Raw genomic sequence first — 10,623 nt, forward strand, 5'->3', positions numbered from 1 at the left:
CCGCCGTCCGGCGGGGCGCTTCGTCGTACCGGGGCTCAGATCCCGGGGATGACCGTGCGGTCGACGACCTCGACCTCGGGGTCGCCCTCGGCGCGCCCCGTCCAGTCTCCCGTCGCGAGGTAGACGATCTTCTTCGCGATGGACACGGCGTGGTCGCCGAAGCGCTCGTGGTAGCGGCTCGCGAGGGCCGCGTCGATGACGTGCCCGACGTCGCCCGAGAAGGCCTCGCTGAGCACCTTCTCGTACACGCTCGCGTGCAGCTCGTCGATCTCGTCGTCGGAGTCGCGGATGGAGGCGGCGTAGGCGAGATCCTGTGTGCGGAGCAGCTCGACGAGCGTACGCGCGACCTCGACGTCGAGCTTGCCCATCTTCACGAACGTGCCCTTGAGCCCCTTCGGGATGGCGCGCTCGGGGAAGCGGGATCGCGCGAGCTGCGCGATGTGCTCCGCGAGGTCGCCCATCCGCTCGAGCGACGCGCTCGTGCGCAGGGCGCTGACGATGATGCGCAGGTCGCGCGCGACCGGCTGCTGCATCGCGAGGGTGTCGATCGCGAGCTCGTCGACCGACAGGGCGAGCTCGTCGATGCGGGCGTCGTCCGCGATGACCTCCTCGGCCAGCGAGACGTCGCCGCTCTCGAAGGCCGTGGTGGCCTTGTCGATGGCGACGGTGACGAGCTCGGCGATCTCGACCAGGCGGTTCTGGATGTCCTCGAGTGCCTGGTGGAAGACTTCGCGCATCGTGCGGAACCTTTCGTCGGTTTCGGGTGGCGCCGCGAAGCGGCGCTCTCACACTGGCGTGCGGGCCCCGCGATTGTCGATCGCGAAGGTGAACAGCCGGTGCCGAGACGGTGAACAGTGGCCCGGGGGCGTCCCGGCGGGAGCGCTTTCGTCGGGAAGGCCTCCCGGCTGCACTCTACTCTGGAGCCATGGACTCCACGCAGCTCGGGCTGCTCGCCCTCGGCCTGGGGATCATCCTCGGCGGCGGGCTCGTGCTGATCGTGGCGCTGGCCATCCGCGCCAGGGGGATGGCGGCGCGCGCGCAGAGCAGGGAGCTGCCGCCCGCGCTCACCGCGGCGCTCGACGCGATGGACGACGCCACCGCTGTCATCGACGCCTCGGGGGCCGTCGTGTCGGTATCCGCCTCCGGTGCATGGCTCGCCCTCACCCCCGGCCAGGGGCTGGACCAGCCGGAGCTGCACGCGCTCGTGAAGGCCGCGAGGCTCGGCGGCTCCACCGAGTCGCAGACGATGCGGATCCGGCGCGGACGCATCTCCGACGAGACGCGGCTCATCGTCGCACGGGCGACGGGCATCGCCGAGCGGCTCACGCTCCTCATCGTGCGCGACATCTCCGAGCAGGAGCGGCTGCAGCAGATGCGGCAGGACTTCATCGCCAACACGAGTCACGAGCTGAAGACGCCCGTGGGTGCCATCGCGCTGCTCGCCGAGGCGATGGAGTCGGCGTCGGACGATCCCGATCAGGTGCGCCGCTTCGCGGCGCGCATGTCGGCGGAGGCGCAGCGCCTGGGCGAGCTCACGGGCCGCATCATGAACCTGTCGAAGCTGCAGGCGGCGGACGAGCTCACCGAGTTCGGCGATGTCGCCGTCGACGAGGTCGTGGCCCACGCCCTCGAGCAGTACCAGGTGCAGGCCGAGTCGGCCGACGTGTCGCTCGTCCGCGGCGGAGACCGCGGCGTGCACGTGCGGGGGTCGGCGAACATCCTCATCGAGGCGCTCGGCAACCTCATCGCCAACGCGATCGCCTACTCGCCCCACGGGTCGCGCGTCGGCGTGGGAGTGCGGGCGACGGCCGACGCCGTCGAGATCGCCGTGACCGACCAGGGCATCGGCATCGCCGAGGCCGACCAGCAGCGCGTGTTCGAGCGCTTCTACCGCGCCGATCAGGCGCGGTCGCGGCGCACGGGCGGCACGGGCCTCGGGCTCTCGATCGTCAAGCACGCCGTCAGCCGCCATGGCGGCGAGGTGCGCCTGTGGTCGCAGCCCGACCGGGGCTCGACGTTCACCATCCGGCTCCCGCGCAGCGAGGCTCCGGACGCGGGCGCGACGCCCGCTCGACGCAAGAGGAAGGGCGCCGCCGCGGCCGACGCCGCGTGAGGGCGCCCCGGAAGGGAAGAAGGACGAATGACGCGTGTTCTGCTCGTGGAGGACGAGCCCGACCTCTCGGAGCCGCTCGCCTATCTGCTGCGCCGCGAGGGGTACGAGGTCGAGATCGCCGAGGACGGCGACGCCGCGCTCGCCGCGTTCCGCGGACAGGAGCCCGACGTCGTGCTGCTCGACCTCATGCTGCCGGGGATGCCGGGCACGGAGGTGTGCCGGCAGATCCGCACGACGTCGACGACGCCCATCATCATGCTCACCGCGAAGGACTCCGAGGTCGACATCGTCGTCGGGCTCGAGCTCGGCGCAGACGACTACGTGACGAAGCCCTACTCGGCGCGCGAGCTGCTCGCGCGCATGCGCGCCGTCATGCGCCGCTCCGCGCCCGCGGACGCCGACCTCGACGAGCGCGTGCTGGAGGGCGGGCGCGTGACGCTCGACATCGACCGGCACACGGTCACCGTCGACGGCGAACAGATCAACATGCCGCTCAAGGAGTTCGAGCTCCTCGAGGTCCTCATGCGCAACGCCGGGCGCGTGCTCACGCGCGGCCAGCTCATCGACCGCGTGTGGGGGAGCGACTACTTCGGCGACACCAAGACGCTCGACGTGCACATCAAGCGCATCCGCTCGCGGATCGAGCGCGTGCCGTCCGAACCCGTCATGCTCGTCACCGTGCGCGGGCTGGGCTACCGCTTCGAGGGCTGAGGCCGCACGCGCAGAGGGGGCCGAGCGGGATCATCCGCTCGGCCCCCTCTGCACAGGCGGGGAAGGGTCAGTGGCCCTCTTCCTCGCCGCCTCCGGTCTCGGGCTTCTCGCAGTCGCTCGCCGCGCCGCCCGGCACGAGGTCGGCGAACTGCTCCAGACACCCGTCGAGCACGGGCACCTCGCTCAGCACGCCCTCCGCGTCGCCGGACTGGAAGTAGATGGGGAGCGTGGAGCCGGCGGGCGAGTCGATGGCCTCCAGGAGCAGGGGGTCCTCGTCTGCCGTGCCGAGGCTCACGACGGCACCGGCGGGGACGCGCACGGTCGCCGACTCGTCGCCCCACTCGATCGTGAGCGTCTCGGCGCTGTCGCTCGTGTTGACGACGGCCGCCGCGAGGTTGCCGTCGATGCCTTCGGCGTCGGCGATGACGACGGCGTTGCGGATCTGGAGAGGCGCGCCGTCGCTGTCGGGGATGTTGACGCCGTCGGAGGCGGAGTACTCGATGGTGGTCGCCTGCGGGGTGATGGCGCCGCAGCCGGCGGTCCCCAGGATGACGAGGCCGGCAAGGGCGGCGGACGCGAGTGCGCGCGAGTTCACGGATCCTCCAGATGGTGCGGCGCCGCCCTCCGGCGGAGCTTCCCGCCCATTCTAGAGGGATGCACAACGGGCTCCGGGTTAGGCGGACCTTGCCCGTGAGCGGCGGGTGCGCCGCGAACCTTACTGCATGTCGGGCTGTGATATCATAGAGATCGCCGAAAGGACACATTTCTATGCTTTTTGAGGTTGGCGAGACCGTCGTCTATCCGCACCACGGGGCTGCGACGATCACCGAAGTCAAGACCCGCGTCATCAAGGGCGAGGAGAAGATCTACCTCAAGCTGAACGTCACGCAGGGCGATCTCGTCATCGAGGTCCCCGCCGAGAACGTCGACCTCGTCGGCGTCCGCGACGTCATCGGCCAGGAGGGACTCGACAAGGTGTTCGAGGTGCTGCGCGCCCCGTTCACGGAGGAGCCGACGAACTGGTCGCGCCGGTACAAGGCGAACCTGGAGAAGCTCGCGTCGGGTGACGTCATCAAGGTCAGCGAGGTCGTGCGCGACCTGTGGCGCCGCGATCAGGACCGCGGCCTCTCCGCGGGGGAGAAGCGGATGCTCGCCAAGGCCCGTCAGATCCTCGTCTCCGAGCTCGCGCTCGCGGAGAAGGTCGAGGAGGAGAAGGCGGCCGAGATGCTCGACGAGGTGCTCGCGAGCTGACGCCGTCGCGTCGTCGAGAAGGGCCCGGCTCGGATGAGCCGGGCCCTTCTGCGTGCCGACGGTAGCGTGGGAGCGTGAGCACCCTCCTGCCGTCGCCCCCTGTCGCCGTCGTCGTCGTCGCGGCCGGATCGGGAACGCGCCTGGGCGCCGGGGGGCCGAAGGCCTTCGTCGGGATCGACGACCGCACGATCCTGCGCCACTGCCTCGACGGCGTGTTCGCCGCCCGCCCCGCGCAGGTCGTCGTCGTGGCGCCGGCCGATCGCGTCGGCGAGGCGCTCGTCGACACGCACGAGGCGGCGGGGGAGCGCGCGCCGCTCGCCTGCGTCGTGGCGGGCGGCGCCACCCGGCAGGCGTCGGTCGCCGCCGGGCTCGCCGCGCTGTGGCCCGGCATCCGAACCGTGCTCGTGCACGACGCGGCCAGGGCGCTCGCGCCGGGCGACCTCGTCGACCGCGTCGTCGACGCCGTCGAACGGACGGGATGGGGTGTCGTCCCCGTCCTCCCCGTCGTCGACACGATCAAGCGCGTGGACGGGGAGCGCATCACGGGAGTCGTCGACCGTGCGGAGCTCGCCGCCGCGCAGACGCCGCAGGGCTTCCGCCGCGACGTCCTCGACGCCGCCTACCGCGTCGCGCAGGCGGAGTACACCGACGACTCCGCGCTCGTCGCGGCCGCCGGCCATCCGATCGCCTCGGTGGAGGGGTCGCCGCTCGCCTTCAAGATCACCACCCCCGCCGATCTCGAGCGCGCGCGCTCCCTGATCCCCCGCGCGCCCGCCGCCGCGCCCGCGGCCGGCGCGCCCGCGGCCGATGCTCTCCCGGCCGCCGCGTTCCCGGCCGCCGCGCTCTCGGGGATGCCGCGCGTGGGCATCGGCACGGACGTCCATGCGTTCGGCGGGGAGGGGCCGCTGTGGCTCGCCGGGCTGGAGTGGCCGGGCGAGCCCGCCCTCTCCGGGCATTCGGACGGCGACGCCGTGGCGCACGCCGTCGTCGACGCGCTCCTCTCCGCGGCCGGTCTCGGCGACATCGGCGGCCGCTTCGGCGTCGACCGGCCGGAGTTCGCCGGTGCGCACGCGGGGGCGTTCCTCGCCGACACCCTCGCGCATCTCGCCGACAACGGGTGGGCGGTGGCGAGCGTCGCGGTCCAGGTGCAGTCGGCCCGCCCCAAGCTCGCGCCGCGGCGGCGCGAGGCGGAGGCCGTGCTCTCGGAGGCGCTGGGCGGGGCGCCCGTCAGCGTGTCCGCGACGACGACCGACGGCCTCGGGTTCACAGGCGCCGGCGAGGGCGTGCAGGCCTTCGCCGTCGCGGTGGTGCACAGGGCCTGACGTCAGCGGCCCCCGCGCAGGTCGAGCGTCATGAACGTCGACAGCGGGTCGGGGCGGTACGAGCCGAACGGCTCGCACTCGACGAAGCCCGCCCCCGCGTACAGGCGCCGGGCCGGGAGGAAGTCCTGCGAGCTGCCGGTCTCGAGCCACACGGCGTGGAGGCCGCGTCGGCGGGCCTCCGCGAGGACCGCCGCGAGGACGGCGCGCGCGACGCCCCTCCCGAGGTGCGCGTCCGCCGTCCGGAACGACTTCAGCTCGGCGTTGCGCTCGTCGAGCGGCGCGAGCGCTCCGATGCCCGCGACGTCGCCGTCGATCCACGCCGACCACACCGTCACGGCGGGGTCGGCGAGGGCGCCGAGGTCGAGGGCGTGCACGCTCTCGGGCGGCGAGCCTGCGCGCATCCCGGCCAGGTGCGCGGCCGCGAGAGCACGAGTGGCGGGATGGGCGAGGTCATCGATGCGGACGTCGATCGTCATGCGTCAGCCTTCCAGGGCGTAGGGGCGGGGTGCACGCGGTCGGCGCGACCCCGCGGCGAGGAGGAGGAGACCGGCGGCGAGCACGGCGATGCCCGCGATGCCGAGCGGCGAGAGGCGTTCGCCGAGGACCGCGATGCCGAGCACGGCCGCCGTGAGCGGCTCCGCGAGCGTCAGCGTCGCGGCCGTCCCCGCCGTGAGCCCGCCGAGACCCCACGTGAACGCCGTGTACGCGAGGGCCGTCGCGCCGAGCCCCAGCCACAGGGCGAGGCCGATGCCGTCGGGCCGGGCGAGCCAGTCGAGCTCCTGGGTGGGCAGCAGCACGAGAGCGGGGACCGCCGACACGATGCCCGCACCGCCCATGACCACGAGCGGCGGCCATCCGCCGTCGAGGAGTCGTCGCTGGACGACGGCGAAGACCGCGAACGAGGCGCCGGCGCCGACGGAGGCCGCGATCCCGCCCGCGTCGGGTGCGGCGTCTGCACCGCCCCCCGCGGCGAGGAGGGCGACGCCCGTCGTCGCGAGCGCCGTCGCCGCGAGCCACAGCGCCCCCGGGGGCCGCCGCGTGAGACCCCACTCCAGCAGCCCGGCGATGACGGGCGACGAGCCCAACGCGATCACGGTGCCGACCGCGACGCCGTTCACGGCGGCGCCCAGGAAGAACAGCGGCTGGTAGGCGAACAGGCAGAGCCCTGCGACGGCCATGAGGAGGACGGCGCGTCTCGACCACGGCGGCACGTCGGACCGGCTCGCACGCATCGCCGCGAGCGCGACGAGGGCGAGTGCGATGCCCCCCACGACGAGGCGCACCGCTCCCACGCCGAGGGGCGTGGTGTCGTCCGGTCCGAGCGCCTGGGTCGTCCCCGTCGTGCCGAAGAGCACCGCCGCGGCGAGCACGGCGAGCACGGGGAGCATCCTGCCTTTCTACCCGGTCGGATGTGTCGTGCGCATGTCGTCGTGCGCGGCGGCGGGGGAGACGGCGGCGGCACCGGGGCGGACGGGCCGGGGCCAGTAGTCTGGGACGGTGACCCTCCGGCTGTACGACACCCGCGCGCAGGCGCTGCGCGACTTCGCGCCTCTCGACCCGGAGAACGTGACGATGTACGTGTGCGGGCCGACGGTGCAGTCGGGCCCCCACATCGGGCACCTGCGCGGAGCGCTCGCGTTCGACGTGCTGCGGCGCTGGCTCGCGCATCGCCACGGGCGGGTGACGTTCGTCCGCAACGTCACCGACATCGACGACAAGGTGATCGCGAACGCGACGGCGGACGAGCCGTGGTGGGCGCTCGCGTACCGCATGGAGCAGGAGTTCACGGCGGCGTATGCCGCGATCGGCATCCTCCCGCCGACGTACGAGCCGCGCGCGACGGCGTCGATCCCGCAGATGCAGGAGATCATCTCCGAGCTCATCGAGCGCGGGCACGCGTACGCCGCGGAGGGCGACGTCTACTTCGACGTGCGCTCGTGGGCGGCGTACGGCTCGCTCACCCGCCAGTCGGTGGACGCCATGGAGGACGCCGCCGACGCCGACCCGCGCGGCAAGCGCGACCCGCACGACTTCGCCCTGTGGAAGGGCGCCAAGCCCGGCGAGCCCGCGGATGCCGTGTGGGCGTCGCCGTGGGGGCCGGGGCGCCCCGGGTGGCACATCGAGTGCTCCGCGATGTCGCGGCGGTACCTCGGCGCCGAGTTCGACATCCACGGCGGCGGGCTCGACCTGCGGTTCCCGCATCACGAGAACGAGCTCGCCCAGTCGACGGCGGCGGGCGACGCCTTCGCCCGCTACTGGGTGCACAACGGCCTCGTCACGGTCGACGGGCAGAAGATGTCGAAGTCGCTCGGGAACTTCACGCTCGCGGCCGACTTCCTGGCTCGGTGGCCGGCGCAGACGGCGCGGTACGGGCTGCTCGCCGCGCACTACCGCTCCAGCCTCGACATCTCCGATCGGGCGATGGAGGAGGCGGGGGCGGCGCTCGACCGCATCCGCGGGTTCCTCGTGCGCGCTCTCCGGGTCGCCGGCGGCGAGCGGACGACGGCGCCGCTGCCGGAGGCCTTCGTGCGCGCCATGGACGACGACCTCGGCGTCCCGCAGGCCCTCGCGGCGGTGCACGACGCCGTGCGCGCCGGCAACACCGCGCTCGATGCGGGCGACGAGACGGCGGTGCGGGGCGCGTTCACAGCCGTGTCCGCCATGATGGACGTGCTGGGGCTCGATCCGCTGGGCGCGGCCATCCCCGCAGGCGGCGCCGCGAGCGCCGCGCAGACCACCCTCGACACGCTCGTCGAGCAGCTTCTCGAGCAGCGCGCGGATGCGCGAGCCGCGAAGGACTGGGCGAGCGCCGACCGCATCCGCGACCTGTTCGCGCGCGCGGGAGTCGTGCTCGAGGACACCGCACACGGAACCACTTGGAGCATCGATGGTTAAGCCAGGACGGCCCGGCGCCGCGAAGGGTAAGAAGGGCCCCACGAAGGGCACAGGCGGCAAGAACCGCCGTTCGCTCGAGGGGAAGGGGCCGACGCCGAAGGCGGAGGACCGCCCGTACCACGTCGCGCACAAGCGCAAGCAGGCGGCCGACCGCCTCGCCGCGAAGCGCGGAGGCGGTCAGAAGCCCGCGCAGCAGCGCTCGTCGCGCCCGAAGGACGACACCGAGAACGTCACCGGCCGCAACAGCGTGCTCGAGGCGCTGCGCGCGAAGATCCCCGCGACGGCGCTGTACGTCGCGCAGCGCGTCGAGATGGACGACCGCGTCAAGGAGATGCTCGCGATCGCCCGCAACCGGGAGATCCCCGTGCTCGAGGTGACGCGCCCCGAGCTCGACCGGATGGCCGGCTTCGACGGCGTGCACCAGGGCGTCGCCCTGAAGGTGCCCCCGTACGAGTACGCGCACCCGCAGGACCTCCTCGAGGAGGTCGTGGACCGCGGAGAGACCCCGCTGTTCGTGGCGCTCGACGGCATCACGGACCCCCGCAACCTCGGCGCGATCATCCGCTCGACGGGCGCGTTCGGCGGACACGGCGTCATCGTGCCGCAGCGCCGATCGGCGGGGGTGAACTCCGCGGCCTGGAAGACGAGCGCGGGCGCCGCGGCGCGCATCCCCGTCGCGATCGCCCCGAACCTCACGACGACGCTCAAGGAGTTCAAGAAGCAGGGCGTCTTCGTGCTCGGGCTCGACGGCGACGGCGACGTGTCGCTCCCCGCCATCGAGCTCGCCGACCGTCCCGTCGTGATCGTCGTCGGCAGCGAGGGGAAGGGCCTGTCGCGCCTCGTGACGGAGAACTGCGACCAGGTCGTGTCGATCCCGATCTCCGACGTGACCGAGTCGCTCAACGCCGGCATCGCCGCGTCGGTCGCGCTCTACCAGGTCGCGACGATCCGCGGCGCCTGAGCCGTGCCGCCCGGAGCCGACCGCTTCGGGCGGACCCTGCCTCAGACGAGATCGCGCCAGTCGCGGCCCTCGGACGCGGTCTGGACGGGCACCGTCATCGTCTCGGTGAGCGGGCCCATGATCGTCGCCTCGTCGCGGCGATGGCGCAGCACGTCGCGGATGTAGCCCGACAGCGTCTCCGCGAGCGGCACAGAGCCGCCGCGCGCGCGGGAGAGGTGCCAGCGGTGCTCGAGCACCTGGTGGAACACCTCGGCCGGCTCGAGCTTCGCACGCAGCTCGTACGGGATGGCCCGCACGACGGGCTCGAACACGCGCGTCACCCACTCGTGCGCGGCGACCTCCTCATCGCGCGAGCGCGCGATGCGCGAGCGGTACTCGTCGAGGTCGTTGAGGAGGCGGCGCGCCTGGTTCTCCTCGGCGTCGAGGCCCGTGAGGCGCAGCAGCCGGCGGCGGTGGTGACCCGCGTCGACGACCTTCGGCTGGATCGACACCCGTGTTCCGTCGGGATCGGTCTGGATGGTCATCTCGTCGATGTCGAACCCGAGGTCGTTGAGTCGGCGCACCCGCTCCGTGATGCGCCAGGTCTCGTCGAGCGCGAACGTCTCGGATGCGGTGAGCGCCGACCACAGCTCTCCGTAGGTCGCGACGAGCTGATCGGCGACCTCGACGGCGTCGACGCCGATCTCCACGCGCCCTCCCGCCTCCAGGTCCATGATCTCGCCGGCGATGTTCGTGCGCGCGATGTCGATGTCGTGCGCACGCTGGCCGTCCGTGAGGCCGCCCTCGTAGAGGTCGCCCGTCTCGGCGTCCACGAGGTAGGCGGCGAACGCTCCGGCGTCTCTGCGGAAGAGCGTGTTGGAGAGCGAGACGTCGCCCCAGCGGAATCCGACCTTGTGGACGCGGACGAGGAGCAGGGCGAGCGCGTCGACGAGCCGCGTCGCGGTGTCGGGGCGCAGCGTCTGGGTGAACAGCGCCCGATACGGCATGGAGAACTTCAGGTGCGCCGTGACGAGCGCGGCGGGGAGGGGGGCGCCCGATGCGTCCGTCCGCCCGTCGATCACCGCGACCCGCCGCACGCACGGCACCTCGAGGCGCTGCAGGGCGCCGAGCAGCTCGTACTCGCGGTGCGCCATCTGCGCCGTCGTCTCCTTGACGGCGATGACCATCCCCGACAGCTCGCTGAAGCGTACGATGTGCCGCGAGATGCCCTTCGGGAGCTTCACGATCGCGCTGCTCGGCCAGTCGGCGAGCTTGGTGCGCCAGGGCAGCGTGAGGAGCTGCGGATCGATCTCGGCGGCGGTGATGCGGAGCGAATCGGCCATGCGACGATCTTCCCTCGAAACGGCCGCGGCGCGGACGAGCCGGGTGGC

Annotated in this window: 11 protein-coding genes; 6 read left to right on the forward strand and 5 right to left on the reverse strand. The window is 72.9% G+C overall.

Annotated elements, in window-relative coordinates:
• Nucleotides 1-35 precede the first annotated feature (35 nt).
• Nucleotides 36-737, reverse strand: coding sequence for a phosphate signaling complex protein PhoU (gene phoU / locus ACWGPF_RS17040; RefSeq protein ID WP_452333921.1), 702 nt, complete (start codon nt 735-737; stop codon nt 36-38).
• Nucleotides 738-925: 188 nt separating this feature from the next.
• On the opposite strand from phoU, the gene ACWGPF_RS17045 reads away from it, so the two are divergent.
• Together ACWGPF_RS17045 and ACWGPF_RS17050 are read left to right on the forward strand one after the other, a co-directional pair.
• Complete coding sequence (locus tag ACWGPF_RS17045; RefSeq protein ID WP_452333922.1) at nt 926-2,113, forward strand: sensor histidine kinase; 1,188 nt, start codon at nt 926-928, stop codon at nt 2,111-2,113.
• A 27-nt stretch (nt 2,114-2,140) separates the two neighbouring features.
• On the forward strand, nt 2,141-2,824 hold the full coding sequence (locus tag ACWGPF_RS17050; RefSeq protein ID WP_452333923.1) for a response regulator: 684 nt from the start codon (nt 2,141-2,143) through the stop codon (nt 2,822-2,824).
• A 67-nt stretch (nt 2,825-2,891) separates the two neighbouring features.
• Here the strand turns inward: ACWGPF_RS17050 and ACWGPF_RS17055 are convergent, their stop codons facing one another.
• Nucleotides 2,892-3,419 carry a DNA modification methylase gene (locus ACWGPF_RS17055; RefSeq protein WP_452333924.1) on the reverse strand — a complete coding sequence of 176 codons (528 nt, stop codon included), beginning with the start codon at nt 3,417-3,419 and terminating at the stop codon, nt 2,892-2,894.
• 173 nt (nt 3,420-3,592) lie between these two features.
• Between ACWGPF_RS17055 and ACWGPF_RS17060 the strand changes: the two genes are divergently transcribed.
• The gene (locus tag ACWGPF_RS17060) at nt 3,593-4,075 is read left to right on the forward strand and encodes a CarD family transcriptional regulator (RefSeq protein ID WP_345440665.1); all 483 of its coding nucleotides are present in this window, start codon (nt 3,593-3,595) and stop codon (nt 4,073-4,075) included.
• A gap of 74 nt (nt 4,076-4,149) precedes the next feature.
• Nucleotides 4,150-5,397, forward strand: a complete 1,248-nt coding sequence (gene ispD / locus ACWGPF_RS17065; protein ID WP_452333925.1) for a 2-C-methyl-D-erythritol 4-phosphate cytidylyltransferase — start codon at nt 4,150-4,152, stop codon at nt 5,395-5,397.
• Nucleotides 5,398-5,399: 2 nt separating this feature from the next.
• Here ispD and ACWGPF_RS17070 read toward each other — a convergent pair whose 3' ends face one another.
• On the reverse strand, nt 5,400-5,873 hold the full coding sequence (locus ACWGPF_RS17070; protein WP_452333926.1) for a GNAT family N-acetyltransferase: 474 nt from the start codon (nt 5,871-5,873) through the stop codon (nt 5,400-5,402).
• Nucleotides 5,874-5,876: 3 nt separating this feature from the next.
• Entirely contained in the window at nt 5,877-6,785 is a 909-nt protein-coding gene (locus tag ACWGPF_RS17075; protein ID WP_452333927.1) for a DMT family transporter, read from the reverse strand.
• Nucleotides 6,786-6,894: 109 nt separating this feature from the next.
• Here ACWGPF_RS17075 and cysS point away from each other — a divergent pair, with 109 nt between their 5' ends.
• Nucleotides 6,895-8,292: a cysteine--tRNA ligase gene (gene cysS / locus ACWGPF_RS17080; protein ID WP_452333928.1), complete on the forward strand. Its 1,398-nt coding sequence runs from the start codon at nt 6,895-6,897 to the stop codon at nt 8,290-8,292.
• On the forward strand, nt 8,285-9,253 hold the full coding sequence (gene rlmB / locus ACWGPF_RS17085) for a 23S rRNA (guanosine(2251)-2'-O)-methyltransferase RlmB (protein ID WP_452333929.1): 969 nt from the start codon (nt 8,285-8,287) through the stop codon (nt 9,251-9,253). Before cysS ends, rlmB begins: the two co-directional genes overlap by 8 nt.
• 41 nt (nt 9,254-9,294) lie before the next feature.
• Here the strand turns inward: rlmB and ACWGPF_RS17090 are convergent, their stop codons facing one another.
• Nucleotides 9,295-10,575 carry a DUF4032 domain-containing protein gene (locus tag ACWGPF_RS17090; RefSeq protein ID WP_345440684.1) on the reverse strand — a complete coding sequence of 427 codons (1,281 nt, stop codon included), beginning with the start codon at nt 10,573-10,575 and terminating at the stop codon, nt 9,295-9,297.
• Nucleotides 10,576-10,623 lie beyond the last annotated feature (48 nt).

The organism is Microbacterium sp. NPDC055683 (assembly GCF_053617895.1).

What these genes read in the sequence shown, in the direction of transcription:
- phoU (WP_452333921.1), bottom strand. Translation starts at nt 737, where the DNA reads ATGCGCGAAGTCTTCCACCAGGCACTCGAGGACATCCAGAACCGCCTG.
- ACWGPF_RS17045 (WP_452333922.1), top strand. Translation starts at nt 926, where the DNA reads ATGGACTCCACGCAGCTCGGGCTGCTCGCCCTCGGCCTGGGGATCATC.
- ACWGPF_RS17050 (WP_452333923.1), top strand. Translation starts at nt 2,141, where the DNA reads ATGACGCGTGTTCTGCTCGTGGAGGACGAGCCCGACCTCTCGGAGCCG.
- ACWGPF_RS17060 (WP_345440665.1), top strand. Translation starts at nt 3,593, where the DNA reads ATGCTTTTTGAGGTTGGCGAGACCGTCGTCTATCCGCACCACGGGGCT.
- ACWGPF_RS17070 (WP_452333926.1), bottom strand. Translation starts at nt 5,873, where the DNA reads ATGACGATCGACGTCCGCATCGATGACCTCGCCCATCCCGCCACTCGT.
- ACWGPF_RS17075 (WP_452333927.1), bottom strand. Translation starts at nt 6,785, where the DNA reads ATGCTCCCCGTGCTCGCCGTGCTCGCCGCGGCGGTGCTCTTCGGCACG.
- rlmB (WP_452333929.1), top strand. Translation starts at nt 8,285, where the DNA reads ATGGTTAAGCCAGGACGGCCCGGCGCCGCGAAGGGTAAGAAGGGCCCC.
- ACWGPF_RS17090 (WP_345440684.1), bottom strand. Translation starts at nt 10,575, where the DNA reads ATGGCCGATTCGCTCCGCATCACCGCCGCCGAGATCGATCCGCAGCTC.